The organism is Arthrobacter sp. SRS-W-1-2016 (genome assembly GCF_002009585.1).
Lineage (GTDB): Bacteria > Actinomycetota > Actinomycetes > Actinomycetales > Micrococcaceae > Arthrobacter > Arthrobacter bambusae_A.
Window position 1 is genome coordinate 135442 of the sequence record NZ_MTPV01000067.1, and the last position, 17430, is coordinate 152871.

At 60.4% G+C, this 17430-nt stretch carries 13 protein-coding genes; 2 read left to right on the forward strand and 11 right to left on the reverse strand.

The features are described 5' to 3' along the window. Positions 1 to 44: 44 nt before the first annotated feature. The 3 genes from BMF89_RS17835 to BMF89_RS17845 all read right to left on the reverse strand — a co-directional run bounded on the left by BMF89_RS17835 (position 45) and on the right by BMF89_RS17845 (position 4305). Positions 45 to 2030 carry a DUF6541 family protein gene (locus BMF89_RS17835; protein WP_078108400.1) on the reverse strand — a complete coding sequence of 662 codons (1986 nt, stop codon included), beginning with the start codon at positions 2028 to 2030 and terminating at the stop codon, positions 45 to 47. Between the two features lie 50 nt (positions 2031 to 2080). After that, positions 2081 to 2944, reverse strand: a complete 864-nt coding sequence (gene rfbA, locus BMF89_RS17840; protein WP_078108401.1) for a glucose-1-phosphate thymidylyltransferase RfbA — start codon at positions 2942 to 2944, stop codon at positions 2081 to 2083. Between the two features lie 206 nt (positions 2945 to 3150). After that, on the reverse strand, positions 3151 to 4305 hold the full coding sequence (locus BMF89_RS17845; RefSeq protein WP_139359727.1) for a polysaccharide biosynthesis protein: 1155 nt from the start codon (positions 4303 to 4305) through the stop codon (positions 3151 to 3153). Between the two features lie 209 nt (positions 4306 to 4514). On the opposite strand from BMF89_RS17845, the gene BMF89_RS17850 reads away from it, so the two are divergent. Further along, positions 4515 to 5525 carry a glycosyltransferase gene (locus BMF89_RS17850; RefSeq protein WP_171983541.1) on the forward strand — a complete coding sequence of 337 codons (1011 nt, stop codon included), beginning with the start codon at positions 4515 to 4517 and terminating at the stop codon, positions 5523 to 5525. Between the two features lie 62 nt (positions 5526 to 5587). On the opposite strand, the gene BMF89_RS17855 is transcribed toward BMF89_RS17850, so the two are convergent. Continuing rightward, positions 5588 to 6523, reverse strand: coding sequence for a glycosyltransferase (locus BMF89_RS17855; RefSeq protein ID WP_078108404.1), 936 nt, complete (start codon positions 6521 to 6523; stop codon positions 5588 to 5590). 33 nt (positions 6524 to 6556) lie between these two features. Beyond that, positions 6557 to 7339, reverse strand: a complete 783-nt coding sequence (locus BMF89_RS17860) for a glycosyltransferase (RefSeq protein ID WP_078108405.1) — start codon at positions 7337 to 7339, stop codon at positions 6557 to 6559. A 221-nt stretch (positions 7340 to 7560) separates the two neighbouring features. Here BMF89_RS17860 and BMF89_RS17865 point away from each other — a divergent pair, with 221 nt between their 5' ends. Beyond that, on the forward strand, positions 7561 to 8442 hold the full coding sequence (locus BMF89_RS17865) for a glycosyltransferase (protein WP_078108406.1): 882 nt from the start codon (positions 7561 to 7563) through the stop codon (positions 8440 to 8442). 55 nt (positions 8443 to 8497) lie between these two features. On the opposite strand, the gene BMF89_RS17870 is transcribed toward BMF89_RS17865, so the two are convergent. From BMF89_RS17870 to BMF89_RS22485, 6 genes are all read right to left on the reverse strand, one after another. Further along, on the reverse strand, positions 8498 to 8887 hold the full coding sequence (locus BMF89_RS17870) for a DUF2304 domain-containing protein (RefSeq protein WP_078108407.1): 390 nt from the start codon (positions 8885 to 8887) through the stop codon (positions 8498 to 8500). Between the two features lie 9 nt (positions 8888 to 8896). Beyond that, positions 8897 to 9625, reverse strand: coding sequence for a glycosyltransferase family 2 protein (locus BMF89_RS17875; RefSeq protein ID WP_284762286.1), 729 nt, complete (start codon positions 9623 to 9625; stop codon positions 8897 to 8899). A 2-nt stretch (positions 9626 to 9627) separates the two neighbouring features. Then, positions 9628 to 11046 carry a bifunctional dTDP-4-dehydrorhamnose 3,5-epimerase family protein/NAD(P)-dependent oxidoreductase gene (locus BMF89_RS17880; protein WP_078108408.1) on the reverse strand — a complete coding sequence of 473 codons (1419 nt, stop codon included), beginning with the start codon at positions 11044 to 11046 and terminating at the stop codon, positions 9628 to 9630. A 3-nt stretch (positions 11047 to 11049) separates the two neighbouring features. Then, complete coding sequence (gene rfbB / locus BMF89_RS17885; protein WP_078108409.1) at positions 11050 to 12048, reverse strand: dTDP-glucose 4,6-dehydratase; 999 nt, start codon at positions 12046 to 12048, stop codon at positions 11050 to 11052. Between the two features lie 171 nt (positions 12049 to 12219). Further along, positions 12220 to 14811, reverse strand: coding sequence for a GH25 family lysozyme (locus BMF89_RS17890; protein WP_253190878.1), 2592 nt, complete (start codon positions 14809 to 14811; stop codon positions 12220 to 12222). Between the two features lie 689 nt (positions 14812 to 15500). Continuing rightward, on the reverse strand, positions 15501 to 17405 hold the full coding sequence (locus BMF89_RS22485; protein WP_139359728.1) for an S-layer homology domain-containing protein: 1905 nt from the start codon (positions 17403 to 17405) through the stop codon (positions 15501 to 15503). Between the last annotated feature and the right edge of the window lie 25 nt (positions 17406 to 17430).

Genomic DNA, 17430 nt, shown 5'->3' on the forward strand with positions numbered 1-17430 from the left:
TGCACTCCTGCTCTCGTAACAGCCCGCGCCCTGAAATGGTCAAACTAGCCGCAAGCAGTCACCTTGAACAGCTTCGCTTCACCGACCTGCGCGAGAAGCTGGAAGCCCGGAGTTGTGTTTTCGATCAAGAGTCCCTTGAATCCGTGATCGCCTCCATGGACCTCTTTGGTCCCGAAATTCAACGCATAGCCAACGCCGGCAGTATGGACTGCATTGCACACCTCGGGGTCGCTCGCGGCGTCCTTGAGTCGGTCGTTGAGCATGAGGACTGAGGGAGTGTACGCAGCGAGTGTGTGCTTGGATGTCGTGTTGCGATCGGCCAGCGCAAAGGCCATTGCGGCCCCTGTCCACGGATTCGCGGCAATTGTTGCGTTTTGTGGAACGTAATTATCCAGCTCGTCAATGAGAGTCATCTCGTCCCTGCTCACCAAGGGGGCATCCGGGGCCGTCGAGTAGATGTTGTGAGCCGAAGCAATTTCGCCACCGAGCGGAAGCGTTTGAAGCGCGAGAAACAACGCAAGGAGACCCGCAGGTATCACCAGAGCGCTGACTGTTTTAGGGCGGCTCTGCGATCCGAACCACCTCCGTGCGCGCTCCCACCCTGAGAGCCAGCTGAGTTGGATTCTTCTGATCAGCCAGGCCAAACCGATGGCTGCAAAGGGAACGGCAACTGTTGGCAGCAACGCCGCCAGCCGGTAACTGTCGTTGTACCAGACACCGGTAAGTGCGTTCCGGAACCATTGGTCTGTTCCTGCGGAGACCACGACGAACAATACGGCAGAGACGAGGAACGACCCCACGAACCACAAGTTGTGCCGACTCCGTGCCACAACTGCTAGTCCCAGAAGCATCAACGCGCTTACTGCCCAGGCCGGTGCATGGTGCATGGGTGAATTCGTCACGATTTCACCAACGGCTTGGCCGGCACTTTGGACGGGCGCCCAGGTGGCGGTTTCGGCCGGCGGTCGAATGTATTTCCACATCACCACCATGGTGACGAGGGCAAGCACCAAAGCTGCACCAAGGATGATGACTCGGCCATAGCCGGCGCCTTGGTTTTTCCGGCGAACCCAGTAGCAAACGTAGCTCGCGAGAAGGATCGGGACCGAGAGGGCGATCAACGACATCATGCCGTTGGGGTGCGCGATCGCGAGGCCCAACGCAAGGATTGGTGCCAAGGAGAAGCGGGCGATCACTGGGATTCCATCGATGTTACCGACCGCGAAGAAGACCGCCACGCTAGCCAAGGCGGCGGGGAGCATGCTTAAGGCAAGGAAATTTGGGTAAAGCACACCAAAGTCCAAAAGCAACAGCGGGAACGCGCTGAAGCCGGCGGCGAGGATGCCTGCAGCGGCAACGACGTAGGCGCTGGGACGGGCAATTGCCCGTGTGAGGAACATGCAGCCGAGAGGCCAGACAACTGCAGCAATGCAAATGTTCAGGATGTTTGCCGCAACGCTGATTGGTGCGCCGGTAATTTGGACCACGAGGGATGCGAGGTCGTGCCAAGCCGCCGGGTAAAACGATGGCGGGTTGTCGCCGCTGGTCATGGTAGCTATGGACAGTGACGATCCATTGCCAGTGTTCAGAATGTAGCGAATGGCGTTCAGATGGAAGACGTTGTCAAAAGTCTGGGAAATGTTATTGGGTCGGTCGAATGCATCGACGAGCTGTATCCCGATAGACACACCACCGATCAAGAATCCGATTACCGCCGCGTATGTACCCGCTTTGGGACGCTCGAATCGCCAGCGGGATCGCATGGCGAGTTTGTCTCGCGTGAGATAGCTTGCTCCGTACAGGACAACGGCCAAGACCAAAGCCGCGACGACGACAGGCCCCATGGACCAAGAGAGTCGCAGGAAGGGGAGGACAATCGCCGTGCAGGCGGCAGCACAGACACTGAGCGCTGGTGCCACGGCAAGGAAGGTCAAGCCCCGCAGGCCCAATGCCGCTGCGATCAAGCTTCCGGGTACAAAGAGGACTGCCAAACTGGCAAGAAATACTGGAAGCGTTGAATACCAACTCAATTGGACTCCACCTGTAACTAAGGATGTGCGACGGTCGGCAAAATGGAAGCCTAACCGTCGAGAAGACCGAGCAAGTACTGGCCGTAGCCGCTCTTGACCAAGGGCTCGGCCCGCTGCCTGAGTTCGTCATCCGTGAGGAAACCTTGGCGCCAAGCGATTTCCTCAGGCGCGCCGATCTTGAGTCCCTGACGGTTCTCTACCGTGCGGATGAAGTTGGAAGCGTCGTTGAGGTCGTTGAATGTCCCGGTATCCAGCCACGCAGTGCCGCGGGGAAGGATTTCGACGTGAAGCTTCTCCTGCTCGAGGTAAGCGCGGTTCACATCCGTGATTTCCAGTTCGCCTCGTGCTGACGGCTGCAGATTCTTGGCGATGTCGACGACGTCGTTGTCGTAGAAGTACAGGCCTGGAACAGCGTAGTGGGATTTCGGCTTTTCAGGCTTCTCCTCAAGGGATATGGCCTTACCGGAGTCGTCGAATTCCACGACACCGTACGCTTTCGGGTCGCTGACCCAGTAACCGAAGACTGCGCCGCCGTCGATGTTGGCGTGCCGGCGCAATTGTGTCCCCATGCCTTGGCCGTAGAAGATGTTGTCACCGAGGACGAGAGCCACGGTGTCGTTTCCAATATGTTCCGCGCCAAGGATGAATGCTTGGGCAAGCCCATCGGGGGACGGCTGCTCAACGTAGCTGAGGTTTATGCCGAACTGGGAGCCATCTCCGAGGAGTCGTCGGAATTGCTCCGCGTCGTGTGGCGTGGTGATGATGAGGATGTCGCGGATGCCAGCCAGAATGAGCGTCGACAGGGGATAGTAGATCATCGGCTTGTCATACACAGGGACGAGCTGTTTGCTGATGCCGTGTGTGATCGGGTGAAGCCGGGATCCAGTTCCGCCGGCAAGGATAATTCCACGCATGGGCTCAATACTTCCGTACGCCGGGCCGCTCAGCAAACCAGCTTCGCTCAGTCCGAGACGAATTCGAGGTAGGCGGCAGCTTGGATTGACTGTTTTGACCCGACCGGAAGCACCTGCGCCAGGGGCTGGTGCAGGTGCATTCGGTCAGATTCTGAAAGAGAGCTGCCGTCCGGCGCAGATCTCACGCAGCCTTCGCGGAGACTGGGTCAGCTCATGTAGTCCGAACGAAGGGCCTTGATCGACGGTTTGATCAGGAGTAACAGCACTATGGCTTCGCTTGCTGCCATGCCGAAGGCAATGCCATCAACCGATTTCAAAGTTCCGAACACCACCATTGTGCTGACCCCCGCCAGAGCGGCCGCCACGGTCACTCCAAAAACGAGCGAGGCGCGCCCCGCTGGAATGAGCACGTTTCTCTGGAGCGGAGCGGCAATACACAAGAAGCACAAGGCCAAGCCGTAGAAAACACTGGTGACTTGGCCCGCGGCCAATGCCGGGCCGAACATAATCGACGAAACCAACGGGCCGAATACCGCGAGGAGCGCTCCGCCAACTACGCCGAGCAGGACGTGTGCCCCAATTGCGGCGAGCTGCCGCCGTCGTCCTTGTTCACCGTCGAACTCCAGCGCCCAACCCTGAAATGCATTGGCAAGGACGACCACGGGAAACAGGGCATAGCGGTACAACTGGTCGGCGGAAGCAAAATTGCTTGCCCCTGGTCCAGAGACTGTGGCTGTTGCAATGGGGACCGGGGTGGAGCCGTAAGCGTTGCCCGCAAGATTGACGCCCGCAGCGGCGGCCTGGGACCTCAGGATGCAGAGCATGTCGCCGAGCTTCCAAACGATTTTCGGAGCCTTTCCCCGTGACCCCGGCGCGAGGTGGAGGAAAATACGCATCGTGACGACGGTTGCGATGAGCTGCATTGCCGCGTAGAGCCAGATCTGTCCGGTTATGAGAAGCAGCGGAATTGAAATCAGCGATGCGACCACCCGAGGGATTGTGTCGACAACCCCTAGTAGCCGGGGATTGCCGATGCCAATGAAATACCACGCCGGCGACAAGCCACCCGATGCGGCCGATAGTGCGATCAGGATTGCGTCAAACCTATGCGCGGGGGCCGAAATCAGGTAGACCAACGCGGCCGCGACCGGCATAACCACGATGCAGAGGAGCAACCGTGTGCCGATGCTCTCTCCGTATATTCGGAGTCGAACCTGAACGTCCCCGGACCTGGCGATCCGGACGGGGCCTTCGATGTTCCACCCGAAGAGGATGACGGTCGAAGCGAAAATACCGATTGCCAGTCCGCTGCCAATGCTGGACCACCCTAGTGGTCCAGCAATGCGGGCAATGATGGGCATGACGAATATCGGCACGACGGCAGACAGAAGAGGAAAGCCAGCGAAGCCCGCCAGACGTGTTAGGACTGTTCTCATTACTATCGGGGCTGCTCGCCGTGGCCAGCCAGCCTCGAAACCTCCTCGACATCGGTAATTCGAATCCTCGTACACTATCCGGACGATCCAACCTCCTAAGTCTAGGGGGGTCGGCCGACTGCTATCATCACTGGGTGAACGACAAACCCCAAGCGCTGCCGTCCTTCGGAACAATCGTCCTCGCGGCGTACAAACCGGATCCCGCGCTGTTCGCGCGTCAGCTGTTGTCGATTAGCAAGCAGACACATGCGAACTTTGAATGTGTCATCACGGCAGACGGCGATCCCGAGGGAGTGTCGAGGCTGGTTCGTTCGATTTTGCCCGGTGATGATCGGTTTCGCGTTGCTGGCTTCGGTGATCGGCTGGGGTTCTACGGAAATTTTGAACGTGGCCTGACCTTGGTCCCGCCTTCCGCGGACTGGGTCGCGCTGTCCGACCAGGATGACTATTGGTATCCAGAGAAACTTGAACGTCTTCTGCCGCACCTGGAGAGCGCCGTTTTGGTGACAGGTCAGGCAAGAGTGGTGACCGATTCGGGTCGAGTGGTCGCTGAGTCGACGATGCGGCGGCGGACCGATATTTGTGACCTTTTGGTTCAAAACCAAGTGACCGGCGGATTGTGTGTCTTTCGGCGCGATCTGCTCGAGGTGATTCTTCCTTTCCCACGGCTCTCGACCCTGACCCAGAATCATGATCATTGGATCGGTGTTGCCGCCGCCGCCTTGGATGACTATGTGATCGTTGACGACATTGTGCAGGACTACGTCCAGCACGCAGCCAACGTGATTGGTGAGGCCACAGAGTCGTTCAACCCGCTGAGATCCCTGCGTCGTGCGAGAGAACTTGCCCTTAAGTTCGAGAATTCCACTTCGGTACCCTCGGTGGCGGTCATGGTGGCCAATATGACCTTCGGGTGGAAGGCGCTCATGCTGGGGACGCTCGAAAAGCGGATGCCCGAGCGCACCCATAGTCTCGAGGCTGCCTCGAAGACGTTCAACGGCCCTTGGGCAGTCTTTCGGATTGTCGCGCTGTTGTGGCGTGGCGTCATTGGTTCACGAACCGATCTGGGACCGGCCCTCACACACTTGATAGGGCTCTTTGGCAGGCGGCAGGCAACCCGGCGGTTGACTGCAGCCGAGTCTTGAGCGCCAGTCGAGCTTTAGTCGCAGACGATCAGCCGGAAATGCGCGATATTTCGTCGTGCCTGCTACCGCCGGGGGCTTAGGCTGCTCGCGATGGCAGCATCAGCCTTGCCCAGATGGCCTTTGAATGCGTCTCGAATTCCACGGCGCCACGAAATGGCGTAGGCGCGACGGTCCGGGCCGAATGCAAGCCGTACCAAGTTGCTCTCGACTTCCATCCAAAGCCGTTGGAACATCCAGCCCGGGTTGTCTCGCCAGTAGCGTCGGGCAATGACGAGTGAATTTCTGGTGATGTAGTAGACCCGCAGAGGTGTGTGGTAAGTCAGGGCCAAGGGTCGACCGCGGAAATGGATCCTTCGTTTAAGAATCGTCACTTCACGAGGGTGCCCCAGCTCGTGGACGAGATTGCATCCAGGATCGGCCGGAAGACGGTATCCCAATCTGCGCAGTCGGGCATTGAAATCTGTATCCACCCCGTCGATGAACAAGTCTTCGTCCAAGTCGCCTGCCATGCGGAAGACGGCCGCAGGGATGAGGCAGCCGGACTGCATCGGATCAAATGCTTCGACGAAGTCGCCTTCACTCCTGAGGATTTTGACCGGGAATCCGTTGTGCTTGCCAGGCGCAACCAATCCAACGTTGACACCCTGTTCCGCCAGCAAGGCGTAGGTTGAGAGCGCGTTCTCAACATAGCCGTCGGTGAGGTCGGAATCTTGGTCCAAGGTCAATATCCATGCATTCGGATCGATTGCGAGACCGGCGGACACACCGGTATTCAGGGCGGCGGCGATCCCTCGGTTTTCATCATGGTGCAGAACTAGCGCCCCGGCATCCCGGAGTTCCTGCCAGATTTCACGGTTGCCGAAAGTGGAACCGTCGTCTACGACGACGACCCGGGTTACGTGCTTGGAGTGGTTCCTGACCCTGTCGATCAGGGCAATGGATGGGTTGAACGCAGATACAACGGCAACGACGGCCGGGATCCTGTCGGTAATGTTCATTTGGAGCTGTGCGCCAATCGGAGTAGACGGTGGTTACGGCCGGGCGACTGTTGCCGACACTGGCGCACGACGGGTGCTGGACGCCCGCTTGGTTGCCGTGAGCACATTGCGCAGAAAAGCCACGCGCGCACCCAAGATTTTGCGGAAGCTTCGGATCCCGGTAGGAGTGAGGTTACCTCCGTGCAGCCGATGAAGGATGGTATCCGTTTCCAGGTACAGAATGGAGCGGTTGACGATACCGACGAGGGCGATCCACTGATCGTGCGATTCAGTCATGTGACTCGGGAACGGAAGGACCTGTTCGAGCATGGAACGACGAAAGGCCATCGCACATCCCCAGTGAAGGCGATAGCCCACCACAACCCCGAGGATGTTCCGGAAAGTGTGACCTGAATCCCGGGCCCGGAGACGGATCTCGTGGAAACGGCCCAGATCTCCTTCGATGTGCTGGCAGTTGCTCACAACCATGCCCTTGCTTTGCAGAGCACCAATCATGATCCCGACTCGTCCTGGAATCCAAATGTCATCCTGGTCCGAGAGGAAAACGTACTCTCCGCGGGCCTCTGACAACGCCCGCTCAAATGTCTTGACGTAGCCAGCGTTCGATTCGGCGCGAATCAGCCGGATGCGGGAGTCCTCGATACCAGCCACCAATTGGGCTGTTCCGTCGGTGGAACAGTCATCAACCACAATGAGTTCGTCGTCCGGGGCTAGTTCGGACAATATGGAGTCGATTTGCTCCGCGATGTGTCGCGACCCGTTGTAGGCGGCCATGCACACGCTGACGCGAGGAACGGCTCCGGATGAGGCATACATGAACGGGAGTCACTTTCTCTTTCCCGCAAGAAGATATGAGCAGAGCGGGGGCTTGGCCAAACTTCCATCATCCTACCAAGCGATGCAACTGCCGCAGGTCCCGACCATTGGGCACCTATATAATCGAGGGAATACAGCCAGAGGTTTCTCGAACCGCATGTAATTTGCCCTCAACGCCTCGCCCGAAGCTGGCTGAACCCACCGGAAGGAACAACAGGTCCATGACCGTTGACGTTATGTTGCCCTACTACGGGGACGTCGACCAGATGAAACTGGCGGCCCAGAGTGTCTTGAACCAGCAGTACCAGGACTGGAGGCTGATCGTTATCGACGATGGCTACCCGGACCCGGAACCCCGGCGCTGGTTCTCGGAGATCACCGACTCCAGGGTCACCTATATGCGCAACGAGGAAAACCTCGGCGCCAACGGAAACTACCGTAAGGCCCTGGGGCTCGTTGAGGCCCCTTATGTGGTGATCATGGGTGCCGACGACATCATGTTGCCGAACTATCTCGGCGTCGTTGTGAGCGCTTTCGAGGAGTATCCGAAGGCCGACGTCGTTCAGCCCGGAGTGCAGGTCATAGACGAGAAGGGCATTGCCTGCACGCCTCTCGTTGACGCAGTGAAGAAAGTGTACGCACCGAAAACGAGCGAGCGGATCGAGCTCAAGGGCGAGGCCATGGCCACGAGCCTGGTCCGTGCCGATTGGGCCTATTTCCCTTCCTTGGCCTGGAAGTCGGAAACAGTCACACGCATCGGCTTCACCGAGGGCTTGGACGTTGTCCAGGATCTTGCGCTCCTGCTGGACATCGCAGCAGAGCATGGCTCCATGGTCATCGATCCAGTACTCGCGTTTCTTTACAGGCGCCATTCGGCTTCGGATTCTTCGGTGCGCGCGCTCGACGGCCGGCGCTTCGATGAAGAGCGGCACTTTTTTGAGAGCCAGGCTGAGCGCTTCGCGGCTCTCGGTTGGAAGAAGGCTGCCCGTGCGGCGAGCTTCCACACAACATCGCGACTGAATGCAGCCACACTGATTCTGAAGTCAGTCGGTAAGGGAAAGTTCGACTCCCTTCCCCGGCTGGCCAAGCACATCGTCGGCTAGCGGACGATGGAAACAGAAGAGGGCGCCTCCCAGGAGGCGCCCTCTTCTGTTTCCATCAATTGTTCTGAGAGTCCGGGGGTGTCTCCGGGTCTACAGAAGCCGTCTGCTTAGCCTGGATCGCCTTGAATTCTGCCCGCAAGATTGCGAGTTCCTCGGCCAGGATCCGTACTTCGTCTTCAGCTGTGGATTGTTCACGTGACAAGTGAAGGCAAACACCGACGAGCAGAATCAGCGTCATGATGAAGAGCAGATTCGCCGGGATCTGAATGCCCAACAGCTTGCTTGCCCCTGACAGCAATTGCGGGAAGGCCGAAAGTACCAGCGTTCCGATGCCGACGATGATCCAGAGGACGGCGTACTTCTCCCGCAGTTTTTGGCGCCGCAGCATCTCGAACACGTAAATAAGGATCGCCACCACGACGATCGCGCCCATGAGGAGTGCCATGTGGATGTCCTAGTTGGTTGAAGGAATGGATTTTTTGCGGGTCAGCGCAAAGATCAGGGCGAGCCCCGAACGTCCAAGGTAAAGTGCCGCCTTCACGGCGTCGTGGCTCGGTTCTCCGCCTTGGCGTTCACGCATGGAAACACCAACTTGGCGTACTGTGCATCCCGAGCGGATGGCCACGACCAGCGAATCGATGGTGTCGCCGAGGTATTCAGCGGGGTAGTGATCGACGTACTGCCGGATGGCCTTGGCATTGGCGGCGCGGAAGCCGGAGGTCACGTCGGTAAGCTTCGTTCCGGCGACCTTGGACAGGGTCCAGGCCAAGACGATCATGGCCCATTTGCGTGGACCCCTGACCGAGTAGGTCCCTTTATCGGCGAACCGGGCACCGATTGCAATGTCCGCCTCCCGGAGCCCCTCCAAGACGACTTTGATATCCCGGGGGTCGTGCTGGCCATCAGCATCGACCTGAATCACCTGGGTGTAACCGTGCGACTTGGCGTATTTGAAACCAGTGCGCATCGCTCCACCGACGCCCATATTGAAGGGCAGTTGCAGAACCGTGGCGCCGGCGCCCTGTGCCACCGCTGCAGTGTTGTCGCGCGAACCGTCGTCGACAACCAGGACGTCGCACGGCGGCCCGAAAGCGAAGACCTCGCGGATCGTGCTGCCGATGGCCTCGGACTCATTCCACGCTGGCATGATGACCAGAACATCGTGGCGGCGAACAGCGCCCACGGCTAGACCAACCTGTTCCGGACGTACGACGTGAGCCGATCGTCAGACGAGCCCGGCTCGAATCCCGCTGCCCGGATCTTGCTCAGGTCAAGGACACTTTTGAGTGGGCGGGGAGCGGCCGCTTTGCCGCGGAAGTACTCTTCGGTGGTGACGCCCGTAACGGAATCCCGTGCCGCACCGCTGAGCTCGTAGACGTCGGCGGCGATGTCCGCCCAGGACTGCGGCTCACCGGCGTTGCTGAGGTTGTACGTGCCGTAGCTGGCCTTGGAGTCCAGCAAGTGTTTGATTCCCGCGGCGATATCCTCGGTGAAGGTCAAGCGTCCGATCTGGTCGTTGACGACGGAAGGTTCAATTCCACGCGCAGCGAGGGAAGCCATGGTGCGGACGAAATTGTTCCCCTCGCCAATGACCCAGCTCGTGCGCACGATGTAGTGCCTGGGAACAACGCTGACAACGGCGTCCCCGGCGGCCTTCGTCTGCCCGTATACGCCCAGCGGCGAGACCGGTTCGTCTTCGCCGTGGGTGTCAGCAGCGCCGTCGAACACATAGTCGGAGGAGACATGCACCAGGGTCAGGTCGTGCTCGACGGCGGTCCGGGCCAAACGAGCGACGGCAGTGACATTCGACTCCCAGGCGGCCTGGCGGCCTTCAGGGGTTTCCGCGGCGTCGACGGCGGTATAAGCGGCCGCGTTGATGACAGCGGAGTAGTTCTTCCAGTTCTTTTGCGCAATCGCATCCTCTGAAGTGAGGTCGAACTCAGCGCGGCCGGCAAATTCAACGGAGGCATCGCCGTCGTACAGTTCCCGAAGGGCTTTGCCCAGCTGGCCGTTGGCACCCAGAACCAGCGTCTTCTTCGGGCCCATCGGGCGCACATCCGCGAGACGCGGATGTGCTTTGTCTTTGTCCGAGAGCTCGGCCCGCTCGAGTGGAATGGGCCAGTCGATCGCCGCTGTCTCGTCAGCCAGGTTCAGGAAGGTGTACTGGCCCTGCGCATCGGCGCTCCAGTGGTCGTTGACCAGGTAGGTGTAAGCGGTATTGTCTTCCAGGGTCTGGAAAGCGTTGCCCACACCCCTCGGGATGAAAATTGCCTGGCTAGGGTCCAGCTCGGCGGTGAATACCGCCCCGAAGGACGGACCTTCGCGCAAGTCCACCCACGCGCCGAAGATCCTGCCGGTGGCCACAGAGATGAATTTGTCCCAAGGTTCGGCGTGGATGCCGCGCGTGGTGCCGGCTTTCTCGTTGAAAGAGATGTTGTTCTGTACCGGCTTGAAGTCCGGAAGCCCGAGGGCCACCATCTTCTCGCGCTGCCAGTTCTCCTTGAACCAACCGCGGTTGTCGCCGTGGACGGGAAGTTCGTAAAGAACGACGCCGGGAATAGGCGTTTCGCGGGCACTCAGCTGCTTGGAAAACTCAATCGACATCGTCTATTGGCCCTGTTCCTTGTACTTGGCCTCGGTTTCGGCTTTCTGGGGGCGCCACCATGCTTCGTTGTCGCGGTACCACTTGATGGTGTCTTCGATGCCGGCCTCGAAGTTGGAGAACTCGGGCTTCCAGTCCAGCTCCGTGCGCAGTTTCGTGGAGTCGATCGCGTAACGGAGGTCGTGGCCTGGGCGGTCTACCACATGGTCGTAGGCATCGTTGTCCTGGCCCATGTGCGCCAGGATGAGCTCCACGACATCCTTGTTGTTCTTCTCGCCGTCCGCGCCGATGAGATAGGTTTCCCCGATCCTGCCCTTCTCGATGATTGCCAGAACGGCGGAAGAGTGGTCGTTCGCGTGGATCCAGTCGCGGACGTTCTCGCCCTTGCCATAGAGCTTTGGGCGGATCCCGTCGATCACATTGGTGATCTGGCGCGGGATGAACTTTTCCACGTGTTGGTACGGGCCGTAGTTGTTTGAGCAGTTGCTGATGGTGGCCTGCAACCCGAAGGAGCGCACCCATGCCCGTACCAGCAGGTCTGAACCGGCCTTCGTCGAGGAGTAGGGGCTGGAGGGATTGTACGGAGTGTTCTCGGTGAACCGTTCCGGGTCATCGAGCTCAAGATCGCCGTAGACCTCGTCGGTGGAGATGTGGTGGAAGCGCTTGTCATGCTTCCGGGCGGCTTCGATAAGCGTGTAGGTGCCGATGATATTGGTGTCCAGGAAGGGACGCGGGTCATGCAGCGAGTTGTCATTGTGCGACTCTGCGGCGTAGTGGACCACGACGTCGGCCGCTGCCACGAGGGGCTCGACGACGGAAGGGTCCGCAATGTCCCCCTGGACGAACGTGAGCCGCTCGCTCGGTAGGTGCTTGATCGACTCCAGGTTCCCGGCATAGGTGAGCTTGTCCAGCACTGTGACGTGGTGGTCCGTGTTAGCTATGACAAAGTGGACGAAATTTGAGCCGATGAAGCCGGCGCCGCCGGTTACGAGGAGTCGCTGCATAGTTCCATACGTTACCGGATTTACGCCAGTTATCTGTTCCGCAATGGCCGCGGACGAGCGTCGCATTGATCCTGTCAACGACGCCGGTTCACGGCTAGAGCGAAAAACCCTCCACCTACGCCGAAGGCGGGGACCCAGCGATGGGTCCCCGCCTTCGGGCATTTGCCGCAGCTACGGGGTGAGAATCTTGACCCCGCTTGCAGAGCTCCAGGTAATTGTTGCGCCTTGGAACGACTGGGTGCAGCTCGTCCCATCGGGGCTGCAGGTCTGACTCGTCGTCGGATAACCAGCGCGGCCGCCTTCGAAGCCCTGACCGGCCCAAGCTTGTTGGATCGGTCCCGGCACCATGGCTTGCGCACCGCTCGTCGGGGACCACATGATGGTCCCGTTCTCGAAGTTTTCGAAGCAACCGCCATTGCGCAGTCCGCAAATCGTGGCGCTCGTCGGATACCCCAGGCTCCCTGATTCGAAGCCTGACTGCCCCCACCGTGCACGGATCGGGTCGGAGGTCATAGGCTGGGCGCCCGTGGCCTGGGACCACATGACGGTTCCCTTTTCGAAGTTCTGGAAGCAGCCCCCGTTGCGGAGTCCACAGATCTGCGCGCTCGTGGGGTACCCGAGGGTCCCTCCTTCGAAGCCCGACTTGACCCAGGCGTCCCGAATCGGACCCATCAAGAGAGCGTTGGCACTTGTCCCGGCAGACAACATGATGGTTCCGCCTTGGTAATTCTGGAAGCAGCCACTGTTCCGGAGACCACAAAGGACGCTGGAGGCCGGGTAACCGAGGCGCCCGCTCTCGAAGCCTCCTTGTTGCCACAGGTCGCGGATCGGACCGTTGATGCTTGGCTGCGCACCGGTAGCCGGCGAGTACATCAAAGCGCCCTTGGCGAACATCTGGAAGCAGCCGCCATCCTTAAGGCCGCAGATTTGAGCAGAGACCGGATAGCCGAGTGAACCTGTCTCCATGCCTGAGAGCTTCCACGCGTCCAGCATTGCGCCCGCGGCTACCGATTGGATGGGTGTCGAGTTCGAATAGACCACGGATCCCTTTTCGAAGGACTGGATGCATCCGGAGTCTGTGAGTCCGCAATTTGCGGACGAGGTCGGATATCCGAGGGATCCGTTCTCGAAACCGGACTTTTGCCAATAATCCAAGAGCCTTCCGGTGAGCGTGAAGGCGCCGGTATTCGGGGAGAACATTATTACCCCGCCTTGGAACAACTGGTAGCAGCCGCTGGCGCGGAGTCCGCAGACTTCCTTGGCCAGAGGGAATCCGATTGGCACTGACTGGGCACGCGCGGTGTTCCACGTGTCCGCGATTCCCAGGATGATCGGCCACGCGCCGGAGGTTGATGTCCAGGCGACCACACCTCCCTGGAATTTCTGCACGCACGAGGAAGCGTCACAAGTCGCTTCCACTACCGGATATCCGAGCACCCCGTTCTCGAACCCGGTTCCTCCCCAGGCATCCAACATGGGTCCGGATTTGACGAGCACGGGTGGCGTGGATGGGCTCGACAGAACCGATCCGGCCTGGAACGTCTGGAAACATCCCCCGTTCCTGAGCCCGCACGTCAGGGAACTGGTCGGATAACCGAGCGCCCCGCTTTCAAAGCCTTTCGACGCCCAGTAGTCCCGAATTGCTCCCGGTTGGACCAGCGCAGCCCCCGAGGCTGGTGACCACAGGAAACTTCCGCCTTGGAAGTTCTGGAAACACCCGCCGTTCTTGAGCCCACAAATGAGCTCGCTCGTGGGGTAGCCGGCCCGGCCGCTCTCCAGTCCGGTACTCCGCCAGGCATCGGCTATGGGGCCGGGGGTGATTGGCAGCGCCCCGGTTGCCGGCGACCACATGATCGTTCCGCCCTGGAATCCTTGGAAGCAGCCGCCGTTGACGAGACCGCAGGTGATCGCCGTCGTCTGGTTCCCCAGGGCCGGGTGGCCGTTGCGATACGCACTGATCTGGTCTGACGCCGCCTGCGGGACGGAGTTCCCCGCGAAAGTCGAGAGTGAGGCGAGGTCGCCGTTCCAGATGTTTGAGTCGCCCGAGAACGGGCCTGTGCTGCTGTATTGCCAAAAGCTGAATTGATTCCAACTGGCCGGAAGCGTCCCCGGCGAACTGCTGGGACTTGAAGGATAGGAAGCGATCCACAGCGGATAGTTGGCGAAACTGCCCGAGTTTCCTGTGCAGGTGGCCCACCAGTCAGTGGTGCTGTAAATAACGGGGTATCGTCCGATGAGCGACTTGACGGTATTTCCAAAGTCGGAAATCCACGAGGCCATTTGGCCTGCAGACATTCCATAACAAGTGTTACCGAAATAGAACCCATTGATGGTCTGGCCCTCGTACGGGTTGTACTCGATGTCGAGCACGGGAGGCAGGGTGTATCCGTCAGCGGACCATCCACCGCCGTTGGCCACGAAGTACCTGGCTTGGTCTGCGCCGGATGACCAGTTGGGAATGGCAAAGTGGTAAGCGCCCCGGATCATCCCGACGCTGCGTGAACCGTCGTATTGCTGGGAGAAATTCCCATTGACGTAGTAGTTGCCCTCAGACGCCTTGACGTAAGCGAAGCGCGAACCTTGGTTCCACTGCGCCGCCCAGTCAACGTTGCCCTGGTACGCGCTAACGTCCTGGCCGGCGATCCCGTACGGCGGACTCCAATGGCCCGGGTCGGTCGCCTGGGAAATGGCTAGGGGGATTGAACCGGCTACTGCCCGGGAGCCGGCCACCACATGCAACGATTCTTCCTGCTTGTTTGCCATGACACGAGGAGAGCGTTGACCCATCTCGGCACCGCCGGACGGGATCGCCTTTCGCATTGCGGCCTTCATAGCGTCGGCGGTCGTCGGGTTCCCGCCGGGCATCTTGATCGCATCTGAGGCCTGCGGCGTGGGAATTGCGGGATCAGAGCCTTGAACGCTTGGCGCCGGGGAAGGCGCTGGCGCGGGGACCGACGGCGTTGCCGGATTAGGAGTGCTTGGTTTGGCCGCTGATGTCGTAGCCGGAGACGACGGTGACGGGGCTGTTGGCACCAGCTCCGAGGCGCCGGACTGTGCGGGGGCAGCGACGGTCATCAGCAGCACCAAGGATAGCGCCGCGCCTGCGCGGGCCAAGGGTGAACGACGGGCCGTTTCGGCTTTGGTTTTATTCATTTTCAATTCCGGCAAGGTGCCGCTCAATTGACGGCACATGGTGATAGCTTGCGACTGCAGCTCCAGCAACTAACGCTTCTGCAGTGCACCATAAGGCCAGCTCCTAACCGGGACACCATAGCATTCGGGGGCAGGAGTGGCCAGAGTTTTATGTGTTGCTGGTGTGACTGGTGGTTGAACAGTTACCCAACGACCACGCCAGCTCGGTCGCCACCCTGTTTCTGTCCGAACGCGGGGTACTCCGAGCCAGACGGTTCACGGCGACCGGACTGGCATCCAGCTGTGCCCGACTGCGGTCCTCAACGTCCGATTCTGGCGTTGTAGCGGTACATGAACGCAGCCATGGCGTCGCGGTTGACGGGGTTCAGCGGCCGGAAGGTGCCGTCGGCATATCCGGTCGTGATACCGGTGGAGGCCAGCCACGTGATTTCGAGATAGAACGGGCTCACTGGAGTGAGATCGGTGAACGGTGAGACGCCGGGCTGGGTGTATGCGGGTTTACCGGCAAGTCGGTAGAGAAATGCAGCCATGGCGTCGCGGTTGACGGCATCCGAGGGGCGATAGGTGCCGTCGGGGTATCCGGTCGTGATGCCGGTGGTGGCCAGCCAGGTGATTTCTTTGTAGAACGGTGAAAGGGGCCCAATGTCCTTGAACGGAGAGATCGCCGGGGGCACGTAGGCGGGGCTTCCCCTCAGGCGGTAGAGGAAAGCGGCCATGGCCTCGCGGGTGACGGGCTGGACCGGGCGGAACGTTCCATCGGGATATCCGGTGGTGATGGCGTTGTAGGCCATCCAGGTCACTTCCGTGTAGAAGGGGTAGCTTCCGGGGATGTCGCTGAAGGAAGGCGGGCTCGAAGCCGTGAATGCCGTCAGGCCTTGCGCGGTGCCGAGTCCGGTGGGTCCGTCATAGCCGTAGCCGGCGGTGCATAGATAAGGGATGGTGCACGTGCCGTTCGCACCGTTCGCAACGTCATTCAGCGCCCAGGGGGAGCCGTAGGCAAGTTGGGCAGGGGAGGTCCCCGCAGGTGGCGGGCCGGCGAGGGCGTATGTGGCTGCGATCACGGGGGCGGCCGCGCTGGTTCCGCCAAAGACCATCCACCCGCTCATCCCGTTGCTGGGCGTGCTGTCGTAGACGGCGACGCCGGTGCTCGGGTCGGCGACTGAAGCCAGATCGGCGACGGTGCGGTTCGGACAGCCCGTGTCGTGCTGCCAAGCGGGCTTCGGCTCGTAGGCGGAGCAGCCGCTGCCCGGCCCGGCAGCGCCGGAGCCGGTGGCTCCCCACGCGCGTTCGGTCCAGCCCCGGACTTTGCTTGTGTCGAGGTTCAGGGTAGTGCCGCCGGCTGCGACGACGTTGGGGGAGGACGCCGGGTAGTTCACCGTGGGCGGGGCGGTGGCGTTCGTGTAACCGTTGTCGCCGGAGCTGGCCACGAGGGCGATCCCGGGGTGATTGAAGTATTCGGCATCGTATCGGGTGATCCCGGAGGATTCCGGTCCACCGAAACTCATCGACACAGCACTGGCACCTAGGTTGACCGCCGTATTGACCGCTGCACCCAGATCGGTGAGGGAATTGGATGAGGCCTCGACCAGCAGGATGTTGCAGTTCGGGCAGGCCGCCGAGACCATCTGGACATCGAGGGACGCTTCCTGCGCCCAGCCTGCGTCGGCGCCCGGCAGGGAGTTTCCGCCTGCCTGGTCCACTTTGCGGAAGCATCCCGTGACTGAGGAACACGGCGCCTGCCCGTACTTCGTCCGGTAGACACCAAGATCAGCCTCGGCAGTCGGGGCATCGTACGGATCCACTACCGCTACGGTTCTGCCGGTGCCTGCGGTGAGTGAAGGCAGCTTATAAGCGGACTGCAGGTCTGCCGGTCCGTATCCAGCTGGAACCAGCTGCCCCACGGCCAGGGGACCGGCAATTTCATCATCGATCTCCGCATGGCACGATGCGTAGCCCGGGGGTGCGTCTGCGCAGACCTTTGAATGCCTGTGTCCCTTCAGCCGTGCCATGGACTGGGCGGCAGGCGTGGGCTGAGGGGGTGTGACAGTTGCCGTTGACGGTCCAGGAAGAAGACTGGTTGAGCTTTCTTCTGCCTGGGCAGGCGCGACGATCGCGATCGGCAGCATCAGAACCGCCGTGCCGGCTAACCATCGTGGCCGGCTGAACCAGCGACCGCGGGAGTATCCGCGCGGTGTTTTCGGCATGAGATCCTTCTTTGCACGGGATTTG

What these genes read in the sequence shown, in the direction of transcription:
- BMF89_RS17870 (WP_078108407.1), bottom strand. Translation starts at nt 8,887, where the DNA reads ATGGCACTCCTCATGGGCGCGATCGTCGTGGTGGCGATCCTTATTTAC.
- BMF89_RS17880 (WP_078108408.1), bottom strand. Translation starts at nt 11,046, where the DNA reads ATGTCGATTGAGTTTTCCAAGCAGCTGAGTGCCCGCGAAACGCCTATT.
- BMF89_RS17845 (WP_139359727.1), bottom strand. Translation starts at nt 4,305, where the DNA reads ATGCCCATCATTGCCCGCATTGCTGGACCACTAGGGTGGTCCAGCATT.
- rfbB (WP_078108409.1), bottom strand. Translation starts at nt 12,048, where the DNA reads ATGCAGCGACTCCTCGTAACCGGCGGCGCCGGCTTCATCGGCTCAAAT.
- BMF89_RS17865 (WP_078108406.1), top strand. Translation starts at nt 7,561, where the DNA reads ATGACCGTTGACGTTATGTTGCCCTACTACGGGGACGTCGACCAGATG.
- BMF89_RS17860 (WP_078108405.1), bottom strand. Translation starts at nt 7,339, where the DNA reads ATGTATGCCTCATCCGGAGCCGTTCCTCGCGTCAGCGTGTGCATGGCC.
- BMF89_RS22485 (WP_139359728.1), bottom strand. Translation starts at nt 17,405, where the DNA reads ATGCCGAAAACACCGCGCGGATACTCCCGCGGTCGCTGGTTCAGCCGG.
- BMF89_RS17890 (WP_253190878.1), bottom strand. Translation starts at nt 14,811, where the DNA reads ATGGCAAACAAGCAGGAAGAATCGTTGCATGTGGTGGCCGGCTCCCGG.
- rfbA (WP_078108401.1), bottom strand. Translation starts at nt 2,944, where the DNA reads ATGCGTGGAATTATCCTTGCCGGCGGAACTGGATCCCGGCTTCACCCG.
- BMF89_RS17855 (WP_078108404.1), bottom strand. Translation starts at nt 6,523, where the DNA reads ATGAACATTACCGACAGGATCCCGGCCGTCGTTGCCGTTGTATCTGCG.